Origin of the sequence: Ochrobactrum sp. RH2CCR150 (assembly GCA_014138095.1) — a bacterium.
In the GTDB taxonomy this organism is placed as follows: Bacteria; Pseudomonadota; Alphaproteobacteria; order Rhizobiales; family Rhizobiaceae; genus Brucella; species Brucella gambitense.
Map to the genome: position 1 here is coordinate 1 of JACGXE010000016.1, position 25,145 is coordinate 25,145.

Consider the following 25,145-nt stretch of genomic DNA (forward strand, 5'->3'; position numbering starts at 1 on the left):
CGCGGCCTATATCATAATCCAAACGCATCGGTAAAACGACCGACGCGATAGTGACCTGTTGCTAAAACGGGAGTTCATTCCGAATATAGGACGTTGTCTGCAATCTGCTGATCTTTGACCTGCCGAAGACGTCGCTGCCCTATCGCGCGCTCTATCAGCTGCCGCTTTGCCTCGCGCAGTTGATGATGATCCGCGTCATCTACCATTCCGGCATGCCGCGCGTGGTGGACAAACTGTTGATGGCGCTGGCAGTTTTGAGCTGCATTCATTATTTCGCCCGCGTCTTTCTCGTCGGCTGGCCCGGCACCGACACGCGGACGCAGGAACAGTCGGACAGTTTGCATGTGATCGTGTCGTTGTCAGTGGGTGTTTTCGTGCAGGTGGCGCGGGGTCTGCTGCTGCTCCTGAGCACGGTTTCACACATGGTGGGCGAGGCGAGCGAGCAGTCCGAAGTTGATCCGCTGTCAGAGATTTATAACCGGCGCGGCTTTGATCGCCATGTCTCGCGCGTTCTGGCGCGCAAGGGCGAGCGCATTCGTTATTCGGTGATCATGAGCGATCTGGATTTCTTCAAGCGCGTCAATGACACCTATGGTCATGACGGCGGTGACCGTGTGATTGCGGCCTTTGGCAAGCTTCTGAAAAACCATCTGCCCAAGACGGCGGTCGCGGCACGCATGGGCGGCGAGGAGTTTGTCGTCTTCATCCCCGATGCGGAACTGGCGTCGGCACAGGCGCTGGCGCAAAATCTGCGCGAAACGCTGAGTGGTCTGCGCTTTGAGGGCAAGGCGGAGGACTGGGGACCGACTGCCAGTTTCGGCGTGGCGGAACAGATCGAGCAGGAGAGCCTCTACGAGACCATGCGCCGGGCTGACGGCGCGCTCTATCAGGCGAAGAAAGTCGGACGCAACCGCGTCCATACAGCATAAGAATCCGCAACTGGGCTGATAAAGATCAGCTCCGTTGAACAGGGCGGCTGCCCATATCCTCGTAGAAGCGCAGCAGATAGCCATCGGGATCGGCCACGACGAATTGTCGGTTCCCGGCCTCCATATAGCCGTTACGATACCACTTTTCTTCGAGAGGCAGGAAAAGCGGAATATTGGCAGACTTCAGGGAAGCAATGATAGGGTCGATTGCCGAGACGCGGATCTGGATATTCAGCCCGCGTCCGAACGGATATTCAGTTGGCAGATACTGCCCACCGAATGTACGTCCCTGATTGATCTGATCAATCATCAGCTCCGCACCGTCCCGCTCGAGATAGGCAAAACCTTCCTCAGACCTCTGATAGCGGCAGATAAAGCCCAGTATGTCGCAGTAGAACCTCAAGCTGGCTTGCCAATCGGTGACCGCAAATTCCGGGACAAGTGCGTTCGACATATCGGTCGCAGCCTTTGCTCAGGCTTGTTTCTCGCGTTCCACCGCGCGCCAGCCGATGTCTGTGCGATAGAAACCTTCCGGCCAGTCGATCTTCCTGATGGCATCATAGGCTTTCGCCTGCGCTTCGGCGACAGTTTTGCCCACGGCAGTCACATTCAGCACGCGACCGCCATTGGCGACCAGCTGCCCGTCTTTCTCTGCCGTGCCCGCATGGAAAACCTTGACGCCGTCGATGCCTTCGAGCGCGTCGAGACCGCGAATGACGCTGCCCTTCTTCACATTGGTCGGATAGCCTTCCGCAGCCATAACGATGGTCAGCGCCGGATCATCTTTCCAGTCCAGCGAAACCTGATCCAGCTCGCCGTCGACGGCGGCATTGATCAGCGCCAGCAGGTCACTGTTGAGGCGCATCATCAGCACCTGGCATTCTGGGTCACCGAAACGGGTGTTGTATTCGATCAGTTTCGGGCCGTCCTTGCCGATCATCAGGCCGAGGAACAAAATGCCGGAGAAGGGCGCGCCGATTTCCGCCATGCCGCGCATGGTCGGTTCGATCAGTTCGCGCATGGTGCGTTCTACGATTTCGGGCGTCATCACCGGGGCCGGGGCATAGGCGCCCATGCCGCCCGTATTGGGGCCGGTGTCGCCATCGCCGACGCGCTTGTGATCCTGCGCCGAGCCAAGCTGCACGGCGGTCTTGCCGTCGCAGATGCAGAAGAAGCTTGCTTCTTCGCCGTCCAGAAATTCTTCCACCACCACTTCGGCACCGGCAGAGCCGAATGCGCCTTCGAAGCAGGCATCGACGGCATCCAGCGCTTCATCGAGCGTCATGGCGACAACCACGCCCTTGCCTGCCGCAAGGCCATCAGCCTTGACCACGATGGGCGCGCCCTGCTGGCGGATATAGGCCTTGGCCTTTGGCGCATTGTTGAAGCGGCCATAGGCCCCGGTCGGAATATCGAAGCGGGCGCAGAGATCCTTGGTGAAACCTTTGGAACCTTCCAGCTGGGCTGCGGCCTTGGAAGGGCCGAAGACGCGAATGTTCTCGGCGCGCAGATCGTCGGCAAGGCCCGCGACCAGTGGCGCTTCCGGTCCGACGATGACCAGATCGATGGCTTTATCCTTGGCGAAGGCAATCACGGCCTTGTGGTCGCTGACGTCGATTTCGACCAGTTCGGCGGCTTCCGCGATGCCCGGATTGCCCGGCGCGCAATAGAGTTTTGTCAGTGACGGAGAAGCGGACAGTTTCCAGGCCAGAGCATGTTCACGACCGCCAGAACCGATTAAAAGAACTCTCATTGCTTGCTCCGTCTTCGTCGGGGTTATAGTGATGGCTGCATATATCAAGGATTTCGCCATGTCACAGCCCGAACTACACGGATCGATTCAGTCACGCAATGCGCAAGGGCGTGTAAAGGACGCTCCGTCGGGTCATTGGGTCTATAAGTTGTTGCCGCAGGGATTGTGGCCCTATGCGCAGCTTGCGCGTTGGGATCGTCCGATTGGCTGGCAGCTTCTGTTGTGGCCGTGCTGGTGGTCGGCGGCACTGGTGGCGGGCGCCGGCGCACATCCGGGCGACGGTGCGTGGTCGGTTGTGCCGTCGATCTGGCACCTGTTCCTGTTTCTGGTCGGCGCTATCGCCATGCGCGGTGCGGGCTGCACCTATAATGACCTTGTCGATCAGGACATTGACGATCAGGTGGATCGCACCCGGTCGCGTCCGCTGCCTGCCGGGCAGGTGACCCGCGGTCAGGCCAAGGCTTTTCTCGTCCTGCAAGCGCTGGTCGGGCTGATGGTGGTGCTGCAATTCAACTGGTTTTCGATTGCGCTTGGCATTTTCTCGCTGCTGATCGTCGCGGCCTATCCATTTATGAAGCGCATTACCGACTGGCCACAATTCGTGCTGGGTCTCGCCTTTTCATGGGGCGCGCTGATGGGCTGGGCGGCGGTGGAAGGATCGCTTTCCTTGCCGCCGGTGCTGCTCTATATCGGCGCGATCCTGTGGACCATCGGCTACGACACGATCTACGCGCATCAGGACAAGGAAGACGATGCGCTGGTTGGTGTGCGCTCCACGGCGCGCCTGTTCGGCAAACACACCAAGACTGCGCTGATGATCCTCTATGGCGGCGCCATCGGCTTCTTTGCTGCCGCCTTTGCCGTGGCGCAGGTGCCGATGCCCGCGCTGGCCGGATTGCTGGCCGCTGGCGTGCATCTCTATCGCCAGATCATCGTGCTCGATATCGACAATCCCGACCAGTGCCTTAAACTGTTCAAGTCGAACAATATTGTCGGCTGGCTGATCTTCCTCGGCCTCGTCTTCGGCAGCCTCTGGGTGGCGATCAAGCCGATTGTGTAATTGAGGGGCAGGCGTAAACGCGTGACCCTCATCCTGAGCTTGTCGAAGGGCCAATCCTTCGAGGCTTCGCTGCGCTCCGCACCTCAGGATGAGGGCGGAGGCGCGTACCGGCTTTCTTTCCCCTTACGGGTAAAGCCGGTCCTTGTTCCAGTCGCCTTCCGGCTCGGGCCGGGTGAACAAGACGCGGTCGTGCAGACGGAACGCGCGGTCGTGCCAGAATTCGATCGAGACCGGACGAATGCGGAAGCCTGACCAGTAGGGCGGGCGCGGAATATCGCCGATGGCATATTTCGCCGTATATTCTGCGACGGATTTTTCCAGCGCAAAGCGGCTTTCCAATGGGCGCGACTGTTTCGAGGCCCATGCGCCGATGCGGCTGCCGCGCGGGCGCGACGCGTAATAGGCGTCGGCTTCGGCGTCGCTCACCTTTTCGACCGGGCCGCGCACGCGCACCTGACGGCGCAGCGTCTTCCAGTGGAAGCACATGGCAGCCTTTTCAGCCGACAGGATTTCCTGCCCCTTCTTGCTTTCATAATTGGTGTAGAAGACAAAACCCTGCTCGTCGAAATCCTTCAGCAGCGCCATGCGCACATTGGGCAGCCCGTCGGGATCGACGGTCGCAAGCGCCACGGCATTGGCATCGTTCGGTTCGGTCTTGCCTGCATCGGCCAGCCACTCCGCAAAGAGCTTGAACGGCTGGGAGGACAGGGTGAAGTCGTCGCTTGAGCTGGTCATTTCCACTATTCTCGAATGATTGTGGTGATAGGCATGGCCGGAAAGGGAATCCCGACCTTAAAGCTGGCGCGAGCTTCCTCCATAAAACGCATCTTGTCCACCTCCAGACAGGCTGGATGCCAGGATGATTACTTATGCCGCACCGTCAAAATGACGGGATATTTTTCTGCCAGTCAGTCCGGAAAACCCACAGAGTTGCTGTTGTGCATTGGTATGGATTTGTTTACCTTGCCGCCTCATCGCTTGTTAACCCACTGCCGCCATAATCGCTGCATCCATAGCGTGTAAAATTGAGGAAGTAGCGTTTGGCCGCTGGAACTGCCTGCCATCAGAAACATATTGGCTTTGCCGTTGATTATGCTGCGGCCTTGCGCAATGTCGTGCTCGGCATGACCATGTTTTCTCTCGCCGGTTGTGCGATGGGCGGCGTCAGCATCGACAAGGCCGTGCCTGATTCGACGACCATTACCGGTTCGGTCAAGCAGCCGACCGAGACGGATTCCGGCAAGCTCTCCGATCAGTCTGCGGTCCAGAACGTGGTTTCGGCGCTGAATTTCACGCAATGGGGCAAGAAGCCGGTTCCATGGGCCAATCCGAATACCGGTAGCCAGGGCACGATCACGACGATTGCCGAAAGCAACAAGAACGACCAGCTCTGCCGCGAATTCGAAACCTCGCGTGAGGCTTTCGACGGTGTTTCCATCTATCGCGGCGAAACCTGCATGCAGCGCGGCGGCCAATGGACAGTCACCGCCTTTGCACCGATCTGACAATAAGCGCAGCCTAAAGTCTGTACAGACTGGAACTTTTCTTCCCTCATGCGCATATTAGGCTCAATGAGTCTTACCACTGACTTCACAGTCATTTTCCTGAATGAGGAACTATATGCGCGATCCCTATAGCGTGTTGGGCGTCGCCAAAACGGCGAAGCCCGAAGAAATAAAATCGGCCTTTCGCAAGCTGGCCAAAAAGCACCATCCGGATCAGAACCAGGATGATCCGAAGGCGCAGGAGCGTTTTGCGGAAATTAATCAGGCCTATGAAATCGTTGGCGACAAGGACAAACGTGGCCAGTTCGACCGCGGCGAAATCGACGCGGAAGGCAAACCCTTGTTTCAGGGTTTCCAGGGTGGTGGCGGTTTCGGCGGCGCGCATGGCGACCCGTTTGCCGGTTTCCGCCAGGGTGGCGGCAACAGCCATTTCGAATTCCGTTCCGGTCCCGGCGGCCATCAGGGCGCAGGCTTTGGCGGCGCGGAAGATATTCTGAACGATCTGTTCGGCGGCGGTTTTGGCGGCGGGCGGCAGCGCGGTCGTGCCGGTGGCAACGCCAAGGGGGAAGACCTGGCGGCCTCTATCGACGTGACCCTGTCGCAGGCGGCAGGCGCGGAGAAGGTCGAGGCGATTTTCCCGAACGGCAAGCATCTCAATATCAAGCTGCCGAAATATGTCGAGGATGGCCAGACCATCCGCCTGAAAGGGCAGGGCGAACCGCTGATGGGCGGAACGCCCGGCGATGCGCTGGTGACGATCCGCTTCAAGCCACATCCGCGTTTCCGCCTTGAAGGGCGCGATGTGCATGTGGACCTGCCGGTCAATCTCAGCGATGCGGCACTGGGCGGCAAGGAAGAGGTCGAGACGCTCGACGGGCGTATTGCAGTGAAGATTCCAGCCTGGTCGAGTTCGGATCGGGTGTTGCGCCTGAAGGAAAAGGGCCTGCCGCTGAAAGCTGGCGGGCGCGGCGACCTTTATGTGCATATCCGCATCATGCTGCCGGATGGCGGCGACGCGGAGCTGGAAGAGTTCCTGAAGAAACGCCGGGAAGGCTGATTCACGCCTTCCCGTTCCGGGAAGCTGCGGGAACGAATAGAGCTGAACAACCAGGGTTGATGCGATTCTGATCGATTGAATTGCTTTTAAAGCGATCAGAACTGTTTTTCTGTGGTCATGCGAGCCAAAATATGGGCCGGGTGTTGTAGCTTTGCGGCAGTAAGGTGACAATGCCCGGCTTTTTCGCTGCAATTGCTTGAAGGTGATGCAAGCCTGTGCGATAGGGCAACAAGTTTATTATTTTTCAATGAGGACCCTTAATGACCGCACAGTCAGGTTTGTTGCAGGGCAAGCGTGGATTGATTCTGGGCGTGGCCAACAACCGCTCCATCGCCTGGGGCATTGCCAAGGCCGCCCGCGATGCCGGCGCAGAACTCGCATTCACCTATCAGGGCGATGCATTGAAGAAGCGCGTCGAGCCGCTGGCTGAAGAGCTTGGCGCTTTCGTTGCCGGTCATTGCGACGTGGCGGATGCCGCAAGCATCGACGCTGTTTTTGATGCGCTTGAGAAGAAGTGGGGCAAGATCGACTTTCTGGTGCACGCCATCGGTTTCTCCGACAAGGACGAACTGACCGGCCGTTATCTGGATACGTCGGAAGCCAATTTCACCAACACGATGCTGATTTCGGTTTATTCGCTGACGGCGGTTGCCCGCCGCGCGGAAAAGCTGATGGCCGATGGCGGCTCGATCCTGACGCTGACCTATTACGGCGCGGAAAAGGTCATGCCGAATTACAACGTCATGGGCGTTGCCAAGGCTGCACTCGAAGCAAGTGTGAAGTATCTCGCCGTCGATCTCGGCCCGCAGAACATTCGCGTCAACGCGATTTCGGCTGGCCCGATCAAGACGCTGGCCGCATCCGGCATTGGCGACTTCCGCTATATCCTCAAGTGGAACGAATATAACGCGCCGCTGCGCCGTACCGTGACAATTGAAGAAGTGGGCGATGTCGGCCTTTACTTCCTCTCCGACCTGTCGCGTTCGGTCACTGGTGAAGTGCACCATGCCGATAGCGGTTACCACGTCATCGGCATGAAAGCCGTCGACGCGCCGGACATTTCAGTCGTCAAGGACTGATACGACCCTTCTGAAATCCCGAAAAGTTGACACGCTTTTCGGGATTTTTCTTTGTCTTTCCCGTACCGGGAAAGTTATCCCTATTTTAGAGAAGAACAGTCGGCACGGTTTCGACAATCGTTTTCGACTGGCAACGCTTTAGAGGTAAGGCTTTGGCCCGGGAGATCATCTACTTTTCGCGTCACGGCGAAACGGACTGGAACGTTTCGCAGCGCATTCAGGGGCAGCTCGATATCGACATCAATGCCCATGGACGCACGCAGGCAGACCGCAACGGCGATATGCTGAAAGCGCTCATCGGCGACGGTGCAGGCTTCGATTTCGTGGCAAGTCCGCTGCGCCGCACGCGCGAGACGATGGAACGTATCCGGTTGCGCATGGGGCTTGATCCATATGATTTCCGCACCGATCCGCAGTTGATGGAAGTGAATTTCGGCGACTGGCAGGGCTTCATGATGGAAGACATTGCCAAGGACCGGAACGATCTCATCGAAGCGCGCGCCCATGACAAATGGAATTTCGTCCCGCCGGGCACCACTGCCGAAAGCTATATGGGCCTGTCGCAGCGCATTGGTCGCTGGGTAGAAGCCGTGGAATGGCCGACTGTTTGCGTGACTCATGGCGGCTGCATTCGCACGTTATTTTATCTCTACGGCAATATGGACGGCCATGAAGCGGCCAATCTCTCCATCCCGCAGGACAAGATTCTGAAGTTCGAAAACGGCAAGCTCGAATGGGTGTGACAAGCCGCTGATGGCGGCTATGATCGGCAGTAGAATTGCGCTCATTTAGCGAAGGGGTCGCATTATGCCGTTTAAGCATTTTGCCGTCATTGCGGATATTCATGGCAACAGCGATGCGCTGGCGGCGGTGCTTGCAGATATCGACGCGCAGAGCATCGAAACCATCATCAATCTCGGCGACCATCTGAGCGGACCGCTCGCCGCACGCGAAACAGCCGACATGCTGATCGCTCGCGACATGATTTCCATTCGCGGCAACCATGATCGCTGGCTGGTCGAACAGTCCATTGACGAGATGGGACGTTCGGACCGCGCGGCGCGGGAGCAGATCAACGAAACGCATCTCGAATGGCTGCGCGCCTTGCCCGCAACGCGAACTCTGGCCGATGGTCGCATTTTCGCCTGCCACGCCACGCCGACGAGCGACACGCGCTACTGGATCGAGACGGTGACTGAAAACGGCGATGTCGTTTTGCAATCACGGGCGGCGATTGAAGCGGAAGCCGAGGATATTTCCGCGTCGCTGCTGCTGTGCGGGCACACGCATATGCCGCGCATTTTGCGCCTGAGCGATGGCAGCCTGCTGGTCAATCCCGGCAGTGTCGGTTGCCCCGGTTATGACGATGATCAGCCGCGCCCGCATGCCGTGCAAACCGGCAATCCCAATGCGTCCTATGCCGTGATAGAGGAAGGCTCGTCCGGCTGGCTCGTGACGATACGTAGCATCCCTTACGACATGTCGCGCATGTTGGCGCTTGCCGAGGAGGCGGGACGTCTGGATTGGGCGCGCGTGGTGCGCAGCGGCTGGTTCCACCCATGAAAAGAGCGGCTTTTCAGCCGCTCGTCAAACCTGCCAATTGCCGATAGCCAACGCTTACGGCGCTTCCTGAATGTCGGTGATGAAACGGGTATTGTCCACCATATCGTAAATGATGAGGACCTTCATGCCCTTGTTTATGGCGCTGTAATCGAACTCGCCGGGCAACTTGTAGGTCTTGCCATCATCGAGCGAAAGCGTTTCGCTGTCCTTGTTGATGGACGTGATCTTGCCTTCGGCATCGTCCGCCATTGCGACTGTTGAAAACAGCGAGGCGAGAATGAGGATCAATCCGACCAGATACTGCATGGTTTTCCGCTCCTTTTGCCCGCTTTGTCGCCCATTTGCATTGCCGTGCCCCTGTGAAGGCATCGCCTGAGCGAATCGACACGACGTCGTCATTTGTTCATTAGCGGCTTGCGCTTTGTTGCCCTCAATGTAGCGTACCGAATGTGTCAAAAAAAATACCGGATCGGGATGAACCGAAGGAAATTTCGGGTCGATGGTGGCCATGATTTGACCGATCCCGAAAAGCTCAATAAAACGCCCGGTAAAGTAGCTGGTATCCTGCCCGTCAGGGTTTGCCTCCGGGGCATCCCAGGGTCATTTTAGTCAGGCGTCGCGCATGTCTCATAATAGTTTCGGTCATCTGTTTCGCGTAACCACCTGGGGCGAAAGCCACGGTCTGGCGCTGGGTTGCGTCGTGGATGGTTGCCCGCCCGGCATCACCTTTACCGAAGCCGAAATTCAGTCCTATCTCGACAAGCGCAAGCCGGGACAGTCCAAATATACCACCCAGCGCCGCGAGCCGGATCAGGTGCGCGTGCTGTCGGGTGTTCTTCTTGGCGAAGACGGCGTGACCATGACTTCCACCGGAACGCCGATTTCGATGATGATCGAAAACACGGATCAACGCTCCAAGGATTACGGTGAGATTGCGCGCCAGTATCGTCCGGGCCATGCCGATTACACCTATGACGTCAAATACGGCATTCGCGATTATCGTGGCGGCGGCCGTTCTTCGGCGCGCGAAACAGCGGCCCGCGTGGCGGCTGGCGCCATTGCGCGCAAGATCGTGCCGGGGCTCGAAGTCAAAGGCGCGCTGGTGGCCATGGGCATACATGGCATCGACCGTCGCCGCTGGAACTGGTCGGAAGTGGACAACAATCCATTCTTCTCGCCGGATGCAGGTTCGGTCGAACTGTTCGCGGATTATCTCGACGGCATTCGCAAGAGCGGATCGTCGGTTGGCGCGGTCATCGAGATCGTGGCCGAGGGCGTGCCCGCCGGTATCGGCGCGCCGATCTATGGCAAGCTCGATCAGGATATCGCCAGCCTGCTGATGTCGATCAACGCCGTGAAGGGCGTGGAAATCGGCAATGGTTTTGAAGCTGCCCGCCTGACCGGCGAGGAAAATGCCGATGAAATGCGGATGGGCAATGACGGCACGCCGCTGTTTCTGTCCAACCATGCCGGCGGCATTCTGGGCGGCATCGCCACCGGCGCGCCAGTGGTGGCGCGTTTTGCGGTCAAGCCGACTTCTTCCATTTTGACGCCACGCCGCTCCATCGACAAGGATGGCAAGGAAGTGGACGTGATGACCAAGGGACGCCACGATCCATGCGTGGGCATCCGCGCCGTGCCGATTGGCGAGGCCATGGTCGCTTGCGCCATTGCGGATCATTATTTGCGTCACCGCGGCCAAACTGGCCGCGTTTGAGAAAAATGGGGCCAAACTGGCCGCGTCTGAGAAAAATACGGCCAGACCGGACGGATTTAAAAAGGGTGTATGTCGATGAGCTATAATCAGAAGCAGGTTGTGGATGCATTGCGCGCTTTCGAGCGCGGCGAGATTGTCGTCGTCATGGACGATGACGGCCGCGAAAACGAAGGCGATCTGATCGTTGCTGCCGTGCATTGCACGCCGGAAAAGATGGCCTTCATCGTGCGCCACACATCGGGCATCGTCTGCACGCCCATGCCGCGTGAGGAAGCCAAGCGCCTCAATCTCGCGCCGATGGTTGCCGAAAACGAATCCGCCCACACGACCGCTTTCACGGTCACAGTCGATTATCGCCATGGCACCACCACCGGCATTTCCGCTGAAGACCGTACGCTCACGGCGCGCAATCTGGCCAATCCGAATGCAGGCGCAGAGGATTTCGTGCGTCCCGGCCATATCTTCCCGCTCATCGCGCGCGAAGGCGGCGTGCTGATGCGTTCTGGCCATACCGAAGCCGCCGTCGATCTCTGCAAGCTCGCCAATCTGCCACCGATTGGCGTCATCTGCGAACTGGTCAATGATGACGGCTCGGTCATGCGCGGTCCTGATGTGACTGCCTTCGCCCAGAAGCACTCGTTGCACCGCGTGACGGTGGCCGATCTCATCGCCTATCGCCAGCGTAAGGAAACGCTGGTCAAGCGTGTCGGCGATGCGGCAATCAAGACCTGCGCAGGCAATGCCCATGCCTATACTTACGAACTGCCGTGGGAGCCGATGCAGCATGTGGCGGTGGTGTTTGGCGACATTCGTGACGGCGAGGAAGTGCCGGTGCGCCTGCATCGCGAAGACGTGCTGAACGATGTTTTCGGCAAGGGCGGCAGCAATCTCGATGCGATCATGGAGCGCATGGGCAAGGAAGGCCGCGGCGTTCTGGTTTATCTGCGCGAAGGCTCGGTCGGTGTTCGCGCCGATCACCACGATACGCGCGCGCGCGACAATTTGCAGGCCGAGCATGAAAGCCATGCGGAAGCCCGCGCCCGCGAAGAAGAATGGCGGCAGATCGGCCTTGGCGCACAGATCCTCAAGGATCTGGGCATCACCTCCATCGTGCTGCTGGCATCGCGCGAGCGTCACTATGTTGGTCTGGAAGGTTTCGGCATCGGTATTGCCCGGACTGAGATTATCTGAACCGGGAACAGCTGAAAAGGGCATGCGGGATATGCACAGGACCGTCATGGTCATGTGCTCCGCTGCTGTTATAATGCACGCATGACAACACGGCTTTACTGGCATCCGATCTATCTGGAACATCTGACACCATCCGGGCATCCCGAGCGCCCGGATCGTATTCGCGCGCTGATGAGCGAGCTGGAAGGGCCCGACTTTTACCGGCTTGACCGTGTCGAGGCGTCAAAGGCCAGCGAAGATGCGATCCTTCTCGCCCATCCCGAAGAACATCTCGATGCGGTGCGCACCAAAATACCGGAGCCGGTCGAAGATGAGGAAGCGCCGCAACCTGTCGTGAAACTCGACGGCGACACCTATGTCAGCCCGAAAAGCATGGAAGCAGCGCTCACCGCCATCGGCGCGACGATGGGAGCGGTGGACGATGTGTTTTCGGGCGCTGCCAGCAATGGTTTCGTCGCCGCGCGCCCGCCGGGCCATCATGCCGAACGTGAGCGCGCCATGGGCTTCTGCCTGTTCAATTCCATTGCCATTGCCGCGCGTCATGCCCAGCGCCATCACGGCGCAGAGCGTGTCGCCATCGTCGATTGGGATGTGCATCACGGCAACGGAACACAGGATATTTTTCAGGACGATCCAAGCGTTCTGTTTTGCTCCACGCATCAGTTTCCGCTCTATCCGGGCACGGGCGCGAAGGATGAAATCGGCGTTGGCAACATCGTCAACGCGCCGCTTTGGGCCAATAGCGGCAGCCGCGAATTTCGCGAAGCATTTAATAGTCGTGTATTGCCCGCTTTGGACAACTTCCGGCCAGATTTGATCCTTATTTCGGCTGGCTTCGATGCTCATTTTCGCGATCCGCTGGCCGAGATCGATCTCGACGAAGCGGACTTCGACTGGGCGACCGGCAAACTCATGGAACGGGCGGAACGCTATTGCGATCACCGGCTCGTGAGTGTGCTGGAGGGTGGATATGATCTAGAGGGCTTGTCGCAGTCCGCATCTACGCATATTACGCGGCTGTTGAAAGGATGAATCATGGTAATCGAACCGTCCAACGCCGATATTGCGGTTATGAGCTTCGAGGATGCGCTCAAGCAGCTTGAAAAGATCGTCGACGATCTGGAGCGGGGCGACGTGCCGCTGGAAGAATCCATTCGCATCTATGAGCGCGGCGAAGCGCTGAAAAAGCATTGCGACACGCTGCTGAAATCGGCTGAAGACAAGGTCGAGAAGATTCGCATCGGTCGCGACGGCCAGCCCGTCGGCACCGAGCCGCTCGACGCGGAATAGTTAAAACAGCGCCCTGAGTTGAGAAACATAGGGCGCAAGCACGCCGCTCAGCAAATAGGGGCCAAGGCCCCAGCACAGCGTCCATCCGGCAGCGCCAATCATATTTGCAGCCAGAAAATGCAGCGGGTTCATCTTCATGGAACCCGCAATAATGCCGTTGAGCTGGCGCAGCAGCACGACGAAACGCGCCGTTGCGACGACATAAAATCCCTTGCTGTCGAACATTTTTTCGAACTGGTTGAGCCTTTCCGGCGTCAGCTTCACCAGATGGCCATAGCGCAGGATCACCTTGCGTCCGCCGAAGCGCCCGATCAGATAGCCGGTACAATCGCCCAGCACCGCGCCGACAAATACCGCGAGCAGTACGGCTTCGATGTTCAATGTGCCATGCAGCGCCAGAAGCGAGCTTGCGATCAGCGCGCTCTCGCCGGGCAATGGCGCGCCGAACGACTCGAAATAGACGATGACAAAGAGCGCCAATGCGCCATAGGCCGTGATGTAGGGTTCGAGAAAACTCATAAGCTCAACAACATATGGATCGGATGGATGCGCTTTGATCTTTTATTCTAACGCGCATCTGATCCGAAAACCGTTTCACACTTTTCGGGATGCGCTCTAAAACAAAAATGGCTCCGGCGTAAACCGGAGCCGGCAATTTACTAAACAATATATATTAGCCGATGCTTCGTTTGCCCGTGATGGCGTGATAGGCCCAAAGCACGATGACTGCGCCGACAATGGCGATGATGAGGCTGATCGGATCGAACGCACCGGTGACGCCCCGTCCGAAAAGTGAAGATGAAAGCACGCCGCCGACGATTGCGCCGACAATGCCCAATGCGATGTCAAAGAAGACGCCCTGACCGCTTTTATTGACGATTTTGCTGCCGATAAAGCCAGCAATCAGGCCGAGAATGATCCAGCTTATTATAGACATCTTATATCTCCTGAAGCGCAGATAAACATTTGTTTCGCGCTCACGGAAAATTTTCATATTTAGTGCGTAGAGGCAAGTTAATATGCTTGTCAAAACGAGAAATCGTTTTAACTTTAACTTACCGCGTGCACGTCAGCTGCATGGGATAACAGGGAGTATTGCGCCATGGGTAGTTACGACGATAACTCAAACGGGTCGCCGATCCCCGGCGGCAGTCTTGCCAAGCCAATCATGATTGCACTTGGCGCGTTGCTGGTCGGCAAGATGCTCGGCGGCAGCAAGGAAGAACCCGCACCGACGCAGGCGCAGCCGGTGCCTGACCAGTCGCAGGCTGGCGGCGGCCTTGGAGGCGGTTTGGGTGGACTTCTCGGCGGACTGCTTGGCGGCGGTGCTGCTGGCAATGCTTCGCCTACTGCGGCCAATGAGGCTGGCGGCGGGTTGCTTGGCGGCATTCTCGGCGGTCTTGGCGGCCTGCTTGGTGGCGCCGCTGCTGGCAATGCTTCGGCTGCACCGTCCGCGCCAGGTCCGCTTAGCGGTGGCCTCGGCGGCCTTCTGGAACAGCTCAATCAGGCTGGTCTTGGTGAAAAGGTGGAATCCTGGGTCGGCCAGGGGCAGAACCATTCCATCGAGCCGGGCCAGCTTGGCGATGCCATCGGCCAGAAGACGCTCAGCGAAATCGCCCAGCATGCAGGCATCGACCAGCAGGAACTGCTGAACCAGCTTTCGCAAGTCTTGCCGGGTCTGGTGGACAAGCTGACCGCCAACGGTCAGGTGCCGGACACGAACGAGCTTTCCAAGCTGCTGCAGAAGCCTTAAAATAATTGCAGAAAACGCATTGGCGCTTGGTGGAAAAGCACTGAGCCAATGCCATATTGATGAATGCGGACCGCACCGGCCTGCCGGTGCGGTTTTGTTTTGTGCGATCCGGTAAGCTCGATAGGCTTCTGTGATTAGATAAGGAGTGTGTCTCATGAGCTTTTTCCCCTGTCCTGATCCGGTGCTTGGCGACAAGACGACAGTGGATGCGATTGAGACGCTGGTGATCCCGCGCACGAGCGATATTGGCGGTCTTGAAGTGCGCCGCTCGCTGCCGACTGTTCGCCGCAGACTGGTTGGGCCGTTCATTTTCTTCGACCGCATGGGTCCGGCAGTCTTGCGCGACGGCGATGCGCTGGATGTGCGCCCGCATCCGCATATCGGTCTTTCGACGGTGACCTATCTCTTCGACGGTCACATCCGTCACCGCGACAGCCTCGGCACAGAGATGGTGGTGCGGCCCGGCGATGTGAACCTCATGACGGCTGGGCGCGGCATCGTGCATTCGGAGCGTTCGCCGGAAGAGGAGCGCAACGGGCCGCTTTCGATTTCCGGTGTGCAGACCTGGCTGGCTCTGCCTGATGCGCTGGAAGAAATTGATCCGCATTTCTATCACACCAACGCGCCCGATCTGCCGTTGATGAGTGATCCCGAATTTGACGGACGCCTGATTATCGGGGCGATGCATGGGCTGAAGTCGCCTGTTATCCAGCATGCTGATACGCTCTATGCCGATATCCGTATCAAGCCGCATGGCCGTTTTCCCATTCCGCCGACAGCGGAAGAACGCGCGATCTATACGCTGAGCGGCAATGTCGGCGTTGGCGGCGAAGTGTTTCCGCCGGACAGACTTTTGGCCTTCCGTCCCGGTGACGATATTGTCGTGCAGGCGGGGCCTGAAGGCGCGCATATCATGCTTTTCGGCGGCGCGGCGCTCGGGTCGAAACGTTATATCTGGTGGAACTTCGTTTCGTCCTCAAAGGAACGCATCGAGCAGGCCAAGGAAGAATGGCGCACGGGTCGGTTCGATATTGTGCCGGGCGACGAACAGGATTTCATACCTTTGCCTGAATAAGGACATGCGTAGAGATCAATAGCGAAAACGCGACGCGCTTTCGCTTTGCACAATTTGGCTTCATATCGTGTTAGATTGGCGCAGTTCAGTCGGCTCTGCTTGATCTGGCCACGATGCTGCTATACCGACGACCAATCCAGATAATCCCAAAGACAGGTTGTTTCGATGTCCCGACCCACGACCCCATTGCTCGACAAGGTGCCGACCCCGGATCGCCTGCGCGCTTTGCCGGAGCAGGACCTGCCGCAACTGGCGGAAGAATTGCGCGCCGAGCTGATCGACGCCGTGTCCACCACGGGCGGGCATCTGGGCGCGGGGCTGGGCGTGGTCGAGCTGACGGTTGCGCTCCATCATGTCTTCGACACGCCGCATGACCGTATCATCTGGGATGTCGGCCATCAGGCCTATCCGCACAAGATCCTGACCGGTCGTCGCGACCGCATCCGCACGCTGCGGCAGGAAGGCGGCTTGTCCGGTTTCACCAAGCGTTCCGAGAGCGAATATGATCCGTTTGGCGCGGCGCATTCCTCGACGTCGATTTCCGCCGGCCTCGGCATGGCTGTTGCAAGCGATCTTTCCGGCGAAAAGCGCAATGTCATTGCCGTCATCGGCGATGGTTCCATGTCGGCTGGCATGGCCTATGAAGCGATGAACAATGCTGGTGCACTGGATGCGCGGCTGATCGTGATCCTCAACGATAACGATATGTCGATTGCGCCGCCAACCGGGGCGATGAGCGCCTATTTGGCGCGGCTCGTTTCGGGCCGCACCTATCGCAGCGTTCGTGAAGCTGCCAAGCAGGTGGCGCAGAAGCTGCCGAAATTCCTTCAGGACAAGGCGCGCAAGTCGGAAGAATATGCCCGCGCCTTCTTCACTGGCGGTACGCTGTTCGAAGAGCTGGGCTTCTATTATGTCGGGCCCATCGACGGGCATAATCTCGACCATCTTTTGCCCGTGCTGAAAAATGTGCGCGATACGCAAAAGGGCCCTGTGCTGATCCATGTGGTGACGCAGAAGGGCAAGGGTTATGCGCCTGCGGAAGCTGCCGCCGACAAATATCATGGCGTCAACAAGTTCGATGTCATCACCGGCAAGCAGGCGAAGCCGCCTGCCAATGCGCCGAGCTATACCAAGATTTTCGGTACCAGCCTGATCGAAGAAGCGCGTCACGACGACAAGATCGTGGCGATCACTGCCGCCATGCCGACCGGCACCGGGCTTGACCTCTTCGGCGAAGTGTTCCCGCAGCGCACTTTCGATGTGGGCATTGCCGAGCAGCACGCGGTTACCTTTGCCGCGGGTGTCGCCAGCGAGGGCTTCAAGCCGTTCTGCGCCATTTACTCGACCTTCCTGCAACGTGGTTACGATCAGGTCGTGCATGATGTGTCGATCCAGAACTTGCCGGTGCGTTTCCCCATCGACCGCGCCGGTCTGGTGGGTGCCGACGGCGCCACCCATGCAGGCTCCTTCGATACGGGTTTCCTTGCCGCGCTGCCGGGCTTTGTCGTCATGGCTGCTTCCGACGAGGCCGAACTGCGCCACATGGTCCGCACCGCCGCCGAATATGACGAAAGCCCGATTTCCTTCCGCTATCCGCGTGGCGATGGCGTTGGCGTAGATCTGCCGGAGCGCGGCTCGGTGCTGGAAATCGGCAAGGGCCGCATCGTTCGTGAAGGCACCAAGGTGGCGCTGCTGTCGTTTGGAACGCGCTTGGCTGAATGCCTTGCCGCTGCCGATGAGCTGGGTGCCGCCGGTCTTTCGACCACGGTTGCCGATGCGCGCTTTGCCAAGCCGCTCGATCACGATCTGATCCGCCGCCTTGCCCGTGAGCATGAAGTGCTGGTGACGGTCGAGGAGGGCGCGGTTGGCGGCTTTGCCTCGCATGTGCTGCAATTCCTCGCCACCGATGGTCTGCTGGATCGCGGCCTCAAGGTTCGTGCGCTGACGCTGCCCGACCTCTATCAGGATCACGGCAAGCCGGATGCGATGTATGCCAGCGCCGGTCTCGACCGCGCCGGTATTGTGCACACGGTCTTCTCCGCGCTCGGTCGGGAAGCCATTGCAACGCCGTTCCGTGCCTGATTTCAGGGCGTGATCTCATGAGCGTATCTGCCGATAGTCGTCCGCGTCTTGACCAGTTGCTGGTCGAACGTGGACTGTTTGCCACGCGCTCGCGCGCCCGCGATGCGATCCAGCGCGGCACGGTCAAGGTGGATGGCAAAGCCGTCACCAAGCCGGGTCAGACGGTGGCGCAGAATGCTGCAATTGCGGTGGACGATCCGGCCAGCGCCTATGTTTCGCGCGCGGCGCTGAAGCTGATTGCGGCGCTTGATCATTTCGACCTCGATGTGGAAGGGCACACGGCGCTTGATATCGGCGCATCCACCGGCGGCTTTACGCAGGTGTTGCTGGAACGCGGTGCAAGCCATGTCATCGCCATTGATGTCGGGCACGACCAGTTGCATGAGAGCCTGCGCGCCGACGCCCGCGTCACCAACAAGGAGGGCGTCAATGCCCGCGCGCTGGAGTTGGCACAGCTCGACGGGCGCGACATCGATTGCGTTGTTTCCGATGTCAGTTTCATCTCGCTAAAGCTCGCTTTGCCCCCGGCATTGGCCTTTGCGCAAAAAGATGCTATCTGCGCGCTTCTCGTGAAGCCGCAATTCGAGGCAGGACGTGAAGCCATCGGCAAGGGCGGCATTTTGCGTGACCCTGCGGATGGCGAACGCATAGCAGAAGAACTTAAACTCTGGCTTGAGACGCAGCCCGGCTGGCGCGCGCTCGGCCTTTGCCCGTCACCCATCGAAGGTGGTGATGGCAATCGTGAATATCTCTTGGCAGGAAAGAAAGACCGATGACGACGCAAGTTAATATCCGCTCGATTGGTGCGGGCGGCGATGGCGTCGCCAATCTTCCCGATGGTCAGATCTATGTGCCTTTCACGCTGCCGGGCGAAGTGGCCAATGTGGCGCGCGACAAGAACCGCGCGACGCTGATCGCATTGCTGGAAACCTCGCCGGAACGGCAGGATCCGGCCTGCGAACATTTCGAAGCCTGCGGCGGTTGTGCGCTGCAACACTGGCAGGATGAACCCTACCGTCTGTGGAAGCGCGAACTGGTTGTCTCGGCCCTGAAGGGCAGGGGCATTGATGTTGAGGTTGAACCGCTGGTGGCCTGCGCACCACATACGCGCCGCCGCGCCGTCTTCGCTGCGCGCAAGACCGAGAAGGGCGTACTGCTCGGCTTCAATCGCCATCTCAGCCACGAAATCATCGATATTGTCGAATGCCCGGTCACCGTGCCGGAAATCATCGCCCGCCTCGACGATCTTCGCGATGTGGGCGCATTGCTGGCGCCGGGTTCCAAGCCGTTCAAACTGGCGGCAACGCTGACGGAATCCGGCCTTGATCTCGCGGCAAGCGGTTGCGGCGTGCTGGACGACGATCAGCGCCGCGCCTTGACCGCGCTGGTCATCAAGAAGGGCTTTGCGCGTCTTTCGCATGAAGGCGAAATTATCGTCGAGCCGAAAAAGCCGCTGATCCATTTCGGCAAGGTTGCGGTTCCGGTGCCGCCCGGCTGCTTCCTGCAAGCAACCGCCGAAGCTGAAGAGGCGATGATGGCGCTGGTGCTGAACCATGTCGGCAAGGCAAAGCGCGTTGCTGATCTTTTCTGCGGCGTTGGCACCTTTGCGCTCCGAATGGCGGAGAAAAGTGCTGTCCATGCGGTCGAAAGCGATGCGGCTGCTCTGGCGGCGCTCGACCGTGGCGTGCGCCATGTGCAGGGCCTGAAGCCGGTGAGCGTCGAACGGCGCGACCTGTTCCGCCGCCCGCTGATGCCGAAGGAATTGCTGCCATACAACGCCGTTGTCTTCGATCCGCCGCGTGCAGGTGCCGAAGAACAGGCGCAGGAACTGGCGAAGTCCAAGGTTGAAAAGGTGGTTGCCGTATCGTGCAATCCGGTCACGCTTGCCCGCGATCTCGCCATTCTGGTGAAGGGCGGCTACCGCATCCAGCGCGTCACACCTATCGACCAGTTTTTGTGGTCTCCGCATGTGGAAGCGGTTGTGACGCTGGTGAAGAAATAGGTGGCAATCCTATCTGCTGGTATTTGACCAGTAACGGATTGACCGCCGATCGATTTCCTCAAGAATGTAATCAGTAGTTTTTAGGGGTTGCTTTATGCGACCTCTATTCTGCGGCTTTCAAAATACACCGTATTTGCATTAGTTCTACGGTCTTCCCGTGGAATGCGAATCTATGCGTATTCCTTTCCCACAAATTTTTGAGAACTGAATATTGCGATGATGAGCGTTTCCTTTTTTCTCTTCTTTGTTGGCCTGATTGCGACCTGGTTTCGAAGGCGGGCCATCGCGCTCGCATTCTGGGGCAGTGGTGTCGTCTGCATTTTGGCTTTGTTCAGCCTGCATGCCACGGATTCAATCAATATTGCATTGTGATACGGACAAACATGACCAGAAAATATTCGATCTGGCTCAATATTATTGGGCTGTCAGCCGTTTGTTTCACGCTCTTGTTCGCGTTTGCAGATCAGATCGTCCAAGGAAATATTCCATGCCCGCTTTGCATCTTGCAGCGCGCCGGTATCATCGCGGCCGGGTTCGGTCTCGTGCTGAATCTTAAGACTGGCATGCGCCCCAGCCATTATGGATTGATCGTTTTGGGTGCTGCAATCAGTGGATCTGTCGCAGCCCGGCATGTTCTCTTGCATATTGTTCCCGGAACGGGCGCTTATGGTAACGCCTTCCTCGATCTGCATTTTTACACTTGGGGCTTCATCATATCCGCGCTCATGATCACCGGCGCGGCGATCATGCTGCTGTTTGATCGTCAGTTCGGTGAGGTGCAGCCAGCTCTCACAATGAAAACTGCAGTCTATCTGCCAATCGCATTGTTCATGGTTCTAACGGTCGCGAATGGCGTTTCCACGTTGCTGCAATGTGGTGGCGGTATCTGCCCAGCCGATCCGACAGGGTATCTGCTACTATCGTGATGTTATCCGCACGAACAAAATGCCGGGCAGAGCGCCCGGCATTTTCATTTCTATCGGCAGGGTCAGCTGGCCAGTCCGTCGAAATTCGTCAGAATGACGCTCCAGCCCTTGATGTGGCCGTCGCGCGCTTCGGGGCTGCGGAATTTGACCTGTTTCAGTGTGATGTCGGTGGTGTTCGGATCCACTTCCTTCAGGTCGATCGTTACCACGCTGTCATCCAGTGAGTGGGGCGAATTCCACGTGAATGCCAGACGCGAATGCGGATCGATTTCCAAATAGGTGCCGGAATGCGGCACGTCGCGGTCGACCATATGCATCAAAATAGAAAAGCGGCCGCCTTTCACCGCATCCGTGCTGACATCGGACGGACCGGTGCTGTCGCTTGATGCGCGCATGAATTTCGCCAGCGTCAACGGCGAGAGCCATGCGTTGAAAACCTTCTCCCGTGGAGCGGCGATCCTGCGATTGACTGTCAGTTCAAGCTCACTCATTTTCCTGTTCCTTTGAAACGAGTACATCCTCCAGCGCCGTGAGGCGCAATTCCCAGACAGACTTCAGTTCCGCGAACCAGTTTTCCACTTCCCGTACCGGTTCCAGTTCGGCGGCAATGAAATGCTCGCGGCCCAAAGTCTTGCGGGTGACCAGCCCTGCCTCCTCCAGTACCTTGATGTGCTTGGAGACAGAGTTGAGCGACATGTCGAAATGAGCGGCGAGCGCGGTCACTCTTGAAGCGCCCTCCTGTACGAGGAGCGTCAAGATATGCCGTCGCGTAACGTCTCCGACGGCTTTGAGAATATGTGACAGAGCATCATCGTTCATTATTCACCCGTAAGGTTGAATATACGTCATTCAGGATAATAGTCAACCATATGGTTGAATATTCTTTCAATGTGCCATAGCGACAGGCCCGCCGCAAGGGTGGCGACGGAGAGACAGCGGCGCGTAAACAACAAAAAACCATCTGTACGGCGGTACAGATGGTTTCGTGCGTAACGGATAAGAAAGCCGCTCTTGCGAGAGCAGGGCTTACATCTTCTCGATGATTTCCGGATCACCTTCGCGCGGTTTGCCATTGGCGGCGAGGATGGCGGGCACAATGTCTTCCGCCTTGTCAATCACCAGCGGCTGCACCTGATGGGCGGTATGGAGAAAGCCTTCCGCGCGCATATGGTCGAGCAGCGACAGCATGGGCTGCCAGAATTTGTTGATATTGGCGAAGACCATCGGCTTGCGATGCTTGCCGAGCTGCGCCCAGGTCATCATCTCCACGATTTCCTCGACCGTGCCGATGCCGCCGGGCAGCGTGACGAACGCATCCGATTTCTGGAACATCAGGTGCTTGCGCTCGTGCATATCACCAACGACGACCAGCTCTGTCAGCTGTTCCGCCTTTTCGAGGCTCGCTTCCTTGTCGAGCAGGAAGGTCGGGATGATGCCGGTGACTTCGCCGCCAGCTTCCATCACACCCTGCGACACCGCACCCATGATGCCTCTTGTACCGCCGCCGTAAACAAGGCGCAGGCCATGCTCGGCGATGGAGCGGCCAAGGGCAAGGCCAGCTTCGCGATAGATGGGGTTCTGGCCCATGGAAGAGCCGCAATAAACGCAAATGGATCGAATCTCAGACATAGTGCTTTTTTGGGCTTTTGATGCGCGAGCGTCAAGTCGGGCGTCACGCCGCAGCGACGCAAAATCCGTTCATGTCCTGTACATTGACGGCGGCTATCCTACCTCCTGTATTTCAAATCAAATCGGAGTGAATTTGAAAATGTTTTCATCCATGAAATTGTCCGTCGCGCTTTTTGCGCTCTCCCTGACCGCCTCTGCGGCATCGGCTGCTGAAATCACCATCAAGCTGCCGGACGATACGGCTGTAACGACCAATTCCGTCCTTTATAAATGCGGTGAAAAGGATGTGTCCGTAACCTATTACAATGCCGGTGACATTTCGCTTGCCGAGCTTGAGCTGGACGATGAAACCGTCATCGCTTCCAACGTGCTTTCAGGCTCCGGCGCAAAATATGCGGGCGGCGTCTATGTGTGGTGGACAAAGGGTCAGGAGGCCAGTCTTTACAACCTCATGGACGATCCTGAACAGGAAAAGCCGACAAACTGTGCAGAACAATAAGCAAGCTAAGAAAAACCCTCGTAGCTTTCGCTAATTCAGTGCAGATTTGTTGTGGGGGGAAGCCAAAAGCTATAAACCCATTCTAATGAGCATTTCCAGCAAAAGTGCGAAGCGCTTTTGCGTTGGATAATGCGCAGAAAAAATAGATAGCGCGGTTTCAACGTCTTCGTTTTAACTGGAAACGCGCTAATCTCTGGCGTGGGTCTCGGAACGAAATGCAGAAGAATAGCTTTGGATTGCTCGGCGCTGGCCTGCTGGCCGTGATTGTCGGGCTTGGCCTTTACTGGAATGCAAAGAAGACAGAGCCGGAAGCACCAAAGGCTGGTGTTTCCGCGCCCGCTGCTTCCGGCGGCGAACAGCAGGCTGCACAGCCGCAAGCACCTCAGACAGAGGCACCAAAGCCCGCGCAATCTGCCGAGGCTGCGCCAAAGGCCGACAAGCCGATGGCCCCTGCCGATCAGGCCGCCGCTGAACCGGAACAACAGCACCAGACGCCGATCTTCGACGTCTTGCGCGTGGAGCCGGATGGTTCCGTGGTGATTGCCGGCAAGGCCATGCCGAATTCGGATGTGGAAGTCGTGGCTGGCTCAAGTGTCGTGGGTAAAGCCAAGGCAGGCCCCAATGGCGATTTCGTCGTGGTGCTGGACGAGCCGCTGAAGCCGGGCGATCATCAGCTCGTGCTGCGCGCCTCGGGACAGGACAAGGTTGCCACATCGGCCCAGACGGCCATTGTCTCCGTGCCGGATTCAAAGGGTGGACAGGTTCTGGCGCTGGTTGAAGAGCCGGGCGAAGCAAGCCGCCTGATCACCAGGCCGGAAACCGCACCGGCGCAGCCGACAGACGGTGCGACGGGTGCTGCAACAACGCCAGCCGAAGGTGGGGCCTCGCAGGCCAAGCCTGCTGAAGAACTTCCGATTGCCATCGAGGCAGTGGAAATCGAAGGCGACGCCATCTTCGTGGCAGGCAATGCCAAGGGCGGAAACCGCGTGATCGTCCATGCCAATGATATTCTGATCGGCTCCAGCGCCGTTACGCCGGAGGGCCGTTTCCTTGTGCAGAGCAAACAGCCGCTTGCCGTGGCCGATTACATCATTCGCGCCGATCTTCTCGATAATGCAAACCGTGTCATCGCCACGGCGCGCGTGCCGTTCCGTCGTGAGGCTGGCGCCAATATTTCGGCAGTCGCGCCCGCAAGCAGCGGTCCGGCCGAAGCAGGCGTCGCGGACAATGCCGCGCTGCAGAAGGTTGACGGTTCGGTGATTATTCGCCGCGGTGACAATCTGTGGACGATCTCCAAGCGCGCTTACGGCAAGGGCACGCGCTACACGACCATCTATCTTGCCAATCGTGAGCAGATCAAAAACCCCGATCTCATCTGGCCGGGGCAGGTGTTCCACATGCCGAAGGAGCCTTTGGGCGACGAGGAAGTGCAGCGCCAGACGCAGTAACCGCAGAACTGATCAGGTTTCGTTCTACCACTACAGTTGCATTCTTCGTGATGCCGGTCTGCAACGCGCAATTTCCTGTACTCCGGTGCTCGAAAATCACTCGTTTCGCCACGGTCTGACGAATTTGCAATTGTAGTTCTACTCAATAATCACGATAGCTTGTTTTTACTTTCGCGGCGTTTTTTGGAAAAACCGCCGCGAAATCTTGTGCTTTAAGGTATAATCGTATATCGTCGATATACGATGAAGATTTCCATGAATGATCAGGTCGCAGCCGATCTTGGCTCGATGGCGAAAGACGACGAGGATGCCGCGCGGATTTATGCTGCGCTGGGCCATCCCGTGCGTATCGCCATTTTACGACAGCTGATCCTTGAGGACGCCTGCTGCTGCAAAGACATTGTCGGCAGGCTCGATCTCGCCCAATCCACCGTTTCCCAGCATTTGAAGGTTCTCGTGACCGCAAGGCTGATCGACTATCGACCCGAACGCCAGTCTTCGCGCTACAGCGTCAACTGGCAGCAAATCAATGCCATTCGCACCCACCTTGCCGCATTTGCCGGTGGTTGTTGCACGTTATGATCTGA

General features: G+C 58.1%; 30 protein-coding genes. 21 read left to right on the top strand and 9 right to left on the bottom strand.

The window, feature by feature from the left end; genetic code table 11:
- The first annotated feature begins 182 nt into the window (after positions 1 to 182).
- The gene (locus tag FHW03_RS21900) at positions 183 to 929 is read left to right on the top strand and encodes a GGDEF domain-containing protein (RefSeq protein WP_377515440.1); all 747 of its coding nucleotides are present in this window, start codon (positions 183 to 185) and stop codon (positions 927 to 929) included.
- A 25-nt stretch (positions 930 to 954) separates the two neighbouring features.
- Here FHW03_RS21900 and FHW03_RS21905 read toward each other — a convergent pair whose 3' ends face one another.
- A complete protein-coding gene (locus FHW03_RS21905) occupies positions 955 to 1,383 on the bottom strand; it encodes a VOC family protein (protein ID WP_182522578.1) in 429 nt (142 codons plus the stop codon).
- An 18-nt stretch (positions 1,384 to 1,401) separates the two neighbouring features.
- The gene (gene purD, locus FHW03_RS21910) at positions 1,402 to 2,682 is read right to left on the bottom strand and encodes a phosphoribosylamine--glycine ligase (RefSeq protein WP_182522579.1); all 1,281 of its coding nucleotides are present in this window, start codon (positions 2,680 to 2,682) and stop codon (positions 1,402 to 1,404) included.
- Positions 2,683 to 2,740: 58 nt separating this feature from the next.
- Here purD and ubiA point away from each other — a divergent pair, with 58 nt between their 5' ends.
- Positions 2,741 to 3,742 (top strand): 4-hydroxybenzoate octaprenyltransferase, encoded by a 1,002-nt coding sequence (gene ubiA / locus FHW03_RS21915; RefSeq protein ID WP_182522649.1) that lies wholly within the window; start codon positions 2,741 to 2,743, stop codon positions 3,740 to 3,742.
- Between the two features lie 123 nt (positions 3,743 to 3,865).
- Here ubiA and pdxH read toward each other — a convergent pair whose 3' ends face one another.
- A complete protein-coding gene (gene pdxH, locus FHW03_RS21920; protein ID WP_182522580.1) occupies positions 3,866 to 4,477 on the bottom strand; it encodes a pyridoxamine 5'-phosphate oxidase in 612 nt (203 codons plus the stop codon).
- A gap of 338 nt (positions 4,478 to 4,815) precedes the next feature.
- Here pdxH and FHW03_RS21925 point away from each other — a divergent pair, with 338 nt between their 5' ends.
- The 5 genes from FHW03_RS21925 (at position 4,816) to FHW03_RS21945 (ending at position 8,946) form a co-directional block, all read left to right on the top strand.
- Entirely contained in the window at positions 4,816 to 5,247 is a 432-nt protein-coding gene (locus FHW03_RS21925; protein WP_377515478.1) for an RT0821/Lpp0805 family surface protein, read from the top strand.
- A 115-nt stretch (positions 5,248 to 5,362) separates the two neighbouring features.
- Entirely contained in the window at positions 5,363 to 6,304 is a 942-nt protein-coding gene (locus tag FHW03_RS21930) for a DnaJ C-terminal domain-containing protein (RefSeq protein ID WP_182522581.1), read from the top strand.
- Between the two features lie 260 nt (positions 6,305 to 6,564).
- Positions 6,565 to 7,383 carry an enoyl-ACP reductase FabI gene (gene fabI, locus FHW03_RS21935; protein WP_109368447.1) on the top strand — a complete coding sequence of 273 codons (819 nt, stop codon included), beginning with the start codon at positions 6,565 to 6,567 and terminating at the stop codon, positions 7,381 to 7,383.
- Positions 7,384 to 7,535: 152 nt separating this feature from the next.
- On the top strand, positions 7,536 to 8,126 hold the full coding sequence (locus FHW03_RS21940; protein ID WP_182522582.1) for a histidine phosphatase family protein: 591 nt from the start codon (positions 7,536 to 7,538) through the stop codon (positions 8,124 to 8,126).
- A gap of 64 nt (positions 8,127 to 8,190) precedes the next feature.
- Positions 8,191 to 8,946 carry a metallophosphoesterase family protein gene (locus tag FHW03_RS21945; protein WP_182522583.1) on the top strand — a complete coding sequence of 252 codons (756 nt, stop codon included), beginning with the start codon at positions 8,191 to 8,193 and terminating at the stop codon, positions 8,944 to 8,946.
- A gap of 54 nt (positions 8,947 to 9,000) precedes the next feature.
- Here the strand turns inward: FHW03_RS21945 and FHW03_RS21950 are convergent, their stop codons facing one another.
- Positions 9,001 to 9,252, bottom strand: coding sequence for a DUF1344 domain-containing protein (locus FHW03_RS21950; protein WP_078338126.1), 252 nt, complete (start codon positions 9,250 to 9,252; stop codon positions 9,001 to 9,003).
- A 316-nt stretch (positions 9,253 to 9,568) separates the two neighbouring features.
- Here FHW03_RS21950 and aroC point away from each other — a divergent pair, with 316 nt between their 5' ends.
- The 4 genes from aroC (at position 9,569) to FHW03_RS21970 (ending at position 13,144) form a co-directional block, all read left to right on the top strand.
- Positions 9,569 to 10,663, top strand: a complete 1,095-nt coding sequence (gene aroC / locus FHW03_RS21955; protein WP_113534698.1) for a chorismate synthase — start codon at positions 9,569 to 9,571, stop codon at positions 10,661 to 10,663.
- Positions 10,664 to 10,738: 75 nt separating this feature from the next.
- Positions 10,739 to 11,854 (top strand): 3,4-dihydroxy-2-butanone-4-phosphate synthase, encoded by a 1,116-nt coding sequence (gene ribB, locus FHW03_RS21960; protein ID WP_182522584.1) that lies wholly within the window; start codon positions 10,739 to 10,741, stop codon positions 11,852 to 11,854.
- A gap of 81 nt (positions 11,855 to 11,935) precedes the next feature.
- On the top strand, positions 11,936 to 12,886 hold the full coding sequence (locus FHW03_RS21965; RefSeq protein ID WP_182522585.1) for a histone deacetylase family protein: 951 nt from the start codon (positions 11,936 to 11,938) through the stop codon (positions 12,884 to 12,886).
- Positions 12,887 to 12,889: 3 nt separating this feature from the next.
- The gene (locus FHW03_RS21970) at positions 12,890 to 13,144 is read left to right on the top strand and encodes an exodeoxyribonuclease VII small subunit (RefSeq protein WP_182522586.1); all 255 of its coding nucleotides are present in this window, start codon (positions 12,890 to 12,892) and stop codon (positions 13,142 to 13,144) included.
- On the opposite strand, the gene FHW03_RS21975 is transcribed toward FHW03_RS21970, so the two are convergent.
- Both FHW03_RS21975 and FHW03_RS21980 read right to left on the bottom strand, forming a co-directional pair.
- Entirely contained in the window at positions 13,145 to 13,663 is a 519-nt protein-coding gene (locus FHW03_RS21975; RefSeq protein ID WP_182522587.1) for a DedA family protein, read from the bottom strand. It lies immediately after the preceding gene.
- Positions 13,664 to 13,817: 154 nt separating this feature from the next.
- Positions 13,818 to 14,081, bottom strand: coding sequence for a GlsB/YeaQ/YmgE family stress response membrane protein (locus FHW03_RS21980; RefSeq protein ID WP_078338128.1), 264 nt, complete (start codon positions 14,079 to 14,081; stop codon positions 13,818 to 13,820).
- A gap of 165 nt (positions 14,082 to 14,246) precedes the next feature.
- Between FHW03_RS21980 and FHW03_RS21985 the strand changes: the two genes are divergently transcribed.
- From FHW03_RS21985 to FHW03_RS22010, 7 genes are all read left to right on the top strand, one after another.
- Positions 14,247 to 14,897, top strand: coding sequence for a YidB family protein (locus tag FHW03_RS21985; protein ID WP_182522588.1), 651 nt, complete (start codon positions 14,247 to 14,249; stop codon positions 14,895 to 14,897).
- 154 nt (positions 14,898 to 15,051) lie between these two features.
- The gene (locus tag FHW03_RS21990; protein ID WP_182522589.1) at positions 15,052 to 15,972 is read left to right on the top strand and encodes a pirin family protein; all 921 of its coding nucleotides are present in this window, start codon (positions 15,052 to 15,054) and stop codon (positions 15,970 to 15,972) included.
- 165 nt (positions 15,973 to 16,137) lie between these two features.
- The gene (gene dxs, locus FHW03_RS21995) at positions 16,138 to 18,054 is read left to right on the top strand and encodes a 1-deoxy-D-xylulose-5-phosphate synthase (RefSeq protein WP_182522590.1); all 1,917 of its coding nucleotides are present in this window, start codon (positions 16,138 to 16,140) and stop codon (positions 18,052 to 18,054) included.
- A gap of 17 nt (positions 18,055 to 18,071) precedes the next feature.
- Complete coding sequence (locus tag FHW03_RS22000) at positions 18,072 to 18,830, top strand: TlyA family RNA methyltransferase (protein WP_182522591.1); 759 nt, start codon at positions 18,072 to 18,074, stop codon at positions 18,828 to 18,830.
- Complete coding sequence (locus FHW03_RS22005; RefSeq protein WP_182522592.1) at positions 18,827 to 20,056, top strand: class I SAM-dependent RNA methyltransferase; 1,230 nt, start codon at positions 18,827 to 18,829, stop codon at positions 20,054 to 20,056. Before FHW03_RS22000 ends, FHW03_RS22005 begins: the two co-directional genes overlap by 4 nt.
- A 219-nt stretch (positions 20,057 to 20,275) precedes the next feature.
- Positions 20,276 to 20,428 carry a DUF5993 family protein gene (locus FHW03_RS26135; protein WP_377515480.1) on the top strand — a complete coding sequence of 51 codons (153 nt, stop codon included), beginning with the start codon at positions 20,276 to 20,278 and terminating at the stop codon, positions 20,426 to 20,428.
- Between the two features lie 11 nt (positions 20,429 to 20,439).
- A complete protein-coding gene (locus FHW03_RS22010; RefSeq protein ID WP_182522593.1) occupies positions 20,440 to 20,982 on the top strand; it encodes a disulfide bond formation protein B in 543 nt (180 codons plus the stop codon).
- A 62-nt stretch (positions 20,983 to 21,044) separates the two neighbouring features.
- Here the strand turns inward: FHW03_RS22010 and FHW03_RS22015 are convergent, their stop codons facing one another.
- From FHW03_RS22015 to FHW03_RS22025, 3 genes are all read right to left on the bottom strand, one after another.
- Positions 21,045 to 21,473, bottom strand: a complete 429-nt coding sequence (locus tag FHW03_RS22015; RefSeq protein ID WP_182522594.1) for an SRPBCC domain-containing protein — start codon at positions 21,471 to 21,473, stop codon at positions 21,045 to 21,047.
- The gene (locus FHW03_RS22020; RefSeq protein ID WP_138786594.1) at positions 21,466 to 21,801 is read right to left on the bottom strand and encodes a helix-turn-helix transcriptional regulator; all 336 of its coding nucleotides are present in this window, start codon (positions 21,799 to 21,801) and stop codon (positions 21,466 to 21,468) included. Before FHW03_RS22020 ends, FHW03_RS22015 begins: the two co-directional genes overlap by 8 nt.
- A 207-nt stretch (positions 21,802 to 22,008) precedes the next feature.
- Complete coding sequence (locus FHW03_RS22025) at positions 22,009 to 22,611, bottom strand: TIGR00730 family Rossman fold protein (protein ID WP_182522595.1); 603 nt, start codon at positions 22,609 to 22,611, stop codon at positions 22,009 to 22,011.
- A gap of 151 nt (positions 22,612 to 22,762) precedes the next feature.
- Here FHW03_RS22025 and FHW03_RS22030 point away from each other — a divergent pair, with 151 nt between their 5' ends.
- From FHW03_RS22030 to FHW03_RS22040, 3 genes are all read left to right on the top strand, one after another.
- Positions 22,763 to 23,110, top strand: coding sequence for an MliC family protein (locus FHW03_RS22030; RefSeq protein ID WP_377515449.1), 348 nt, complete (start codon positions 22,763 to 22,765; stop codon positions 23,108 to 23,110).
- A 215-nt stretch (positions 23,111 to 23,325) separates the two neighbouring features.
- The gene (locus tag FHW03_RS22035) at positions 23,326 to 24,558 is read left to right on the top strand and encodes an Ig-like domain-containing protein (protein ID WP_182522597.1); all 1,233 of its coding nucleotides are present in this window, start codon (positions 23,326 to 23,328) and stop codon (positions 24,556 to 24,558) included.
- Positions 24,559 to 24,813: 255 nt separating this feature from the next.
- Positions 24,814 to 25,140, top strand: a complete 327-nt coding sequence (locus FHW03_RS22040) for a metalloregulator ArsR/SmtB family transcription factor (RefSeq protein ID WP_280991677.1) — start codon at positions 24,814 to 24,816, stop codon at positions 25,138 to 25,140.
- The last annotated feature ends 5 nt before the right edge of the window (positions 25,141 to 25,145 follow it).

Coding starts and splice junctions, on each gene's coding strand:
- FHW03_RS21900 (WP_377515440.1), top strand. CDS start 183: ATGATGATCCGCGTCATCTACCATTCCGGCATGCCGCGCGTGGTGGAC.
- FHW03_RS21905 (WP_182522578.1), bottom strand. CDS start 1,383: ATGTCGAACGCACTTGTCCCGGAATTTGCGGTCACCGATTGGCAAGCC.
- purD (WP_182522579.1), bottom strand. CDS start 2,682: ATGAGAGTTCTTTTAATCGGTTCTGGCGGTCGTGAACATGCTCTGGCC.
- ubiA (WP_182522649.1), top strand. CDS start 2,741: ATGTCACAGCCCGAACTACACGGATCGATTCAGTCACGCAATGCGCAA.
- pdxH (WP_182522580.1), bottom strand. CDS start 4,477: ATGACCAGCTCAAGCGACGACTTCACCCTGTCCTCCCAGCCGTTCAAG.
- FHW03_RS21930 (WP_182522581.1), top strand. CDS start 5,363: ATGCGCGATCCCTATAGCGTGTTGGGCGTCGCCAAAACGGCGAAGCCC.
- fabI (WP_109368447.1), top strand. CDS start 6,565: ATGACCGCACAGTCAGGTTTGTTGCAGGGCAAGCGTGGATTGATTCTG.
- FHW03_RS21945 (WP_182522583.1), top strand. CDS start 8,191: ATGCCGTTTAAGCATTTTGCCGTCATTGCGGATATTCATGGCAACAGC.
- FHW03_RS21950 (WP_078338126.1), bottom strand. CDS start 9,252: ATGCAGTATCTGGTCGGATTGATCCTCATTCTCGCCTCGCTGTTTTCA.
- aroC (WP_113534698.1), top strand. CDS start 9,569: ATGTCTCATAATAGTTTCGGTCATCTGTTTCGCGTAACCACCTGGGGC.
- ribB (WP_182522584.1), top strand. CDS start 10,739: ATGAGCTATAATCAGAAGCAGGTTGTGGATGCATTGCGCGCTTTCGAG.
- FHW03_RS21965 (WP_182522585.1), top strand. CDS start 11,936: ATGACAACACGGCTTTACTGGCATCCGATCTATCTGGAACATCTGACA.
- FHW03_RS21970 (WP_182522586.1), top strand. CDS start 12,890: ATGGTAATCGAACCGTCCAACGCCGATATTGCGGTTATGAGCTTCGAG.
- FHW03_RS21975 (WP_182522587.1), bottom strand. CDS start 13,663: ATGAGTTTTCTCGAACCCTACATCACGGCCTATGGCGCATTGGCGCTC.
- FHW03_RS21980 (WP_078338128.1), bottom strand. CDS start 14,081: ATGTCTATAATAAGCTGGATCATTCTCGGCCTGATTGCTGGCTTTATC.
- FHW03_RS21985 (WP_182522588.1), top strand. CDS start 14,247: ATGGGTAGTTACGACGATAACTCAAACGGGTCGCCGATCCCCGGCGGC.
- FHW03_RS21990 (WP_182522589.1), top strand. CDS start 15,052: ATGAGCTTTTTCCCCTGTCCTGATCCGGTGCTTGGCGACAAGACGACA.
- dxs (WP_182522590.1), top strand. CDS start 16,138: ATGTCCCGACCCACGACCCCATTGCTCGACAAGGTGCCGACCCCGGAT.
- FHW03_RS22000 (WP_182522591.1), top strand. CDS start 18,072: ATGAGCGTATCTGCCGATAGTCGTCCGCGTCTTGACCAGTTGCTGGTC.
- FHW03_RS22005 (WP_182522592.1), top strand. CDS start 18,827: ATGACGACGCAAGTTAATATCCGCTCGATTGGTGCGGGCGGCGATGGC.
- FHW03_RS26135 (WP_377515480.1), top strand. CDS start 20,276: ATGAGCGTTTCCTTTTTTCTCTTCTTTGTTGGCCTGATTGCGACCTGG.
- FHW03_RS22010 (WP_182522593.1), top strand. CDS start 20,440: ATGACCAGAAAATATTCGATCTGGCTCAATATTATTGGGCTGTCAGCC.
- FHW03_RS22015 (WP_182522594.1), bottom strand. CDS start 21,473: ATGAGTGAGCTTGAACTGACAGTCAATCGCAGGATCGCCGCTCCACGG.
- FHW03_RS22020 (WP_138786594.1), bottom strand. CDS start 21,801: ATGAACGATGATGCTCTGTCACATATTCTCAAAGCCGTCGGAGACGTT.
- FHW03_RS22025 (WP_182522595.1), bottom strand. CDS start 22,611: ATGTCTGAGATTCGATCCATTTGCGTTTATTGCGGCTCTTCCATGGGC.
- FHW03_RS22030 (WP_377515449.1), top strand. CDS start 22,763: ATGAAATTGTCCGTCGCGCTTTTTGCGCTCTCCCTGACCGCCTCTGCG.
- FHW03_RS22035 (WP_182522597.1), top strand. CDS start 23,326: ATGCAGAAGAATAGCTTTGGATTGCTCGGCGCTGGCCTGCTGGCCGTG.
- FHW03_RS22040 (WP_280991677.1), top strand. CDS start 24,814: ATGAATGATCAGGTCGCAGCCGATCTTGGCTCGATGGCGAAAGACGAC.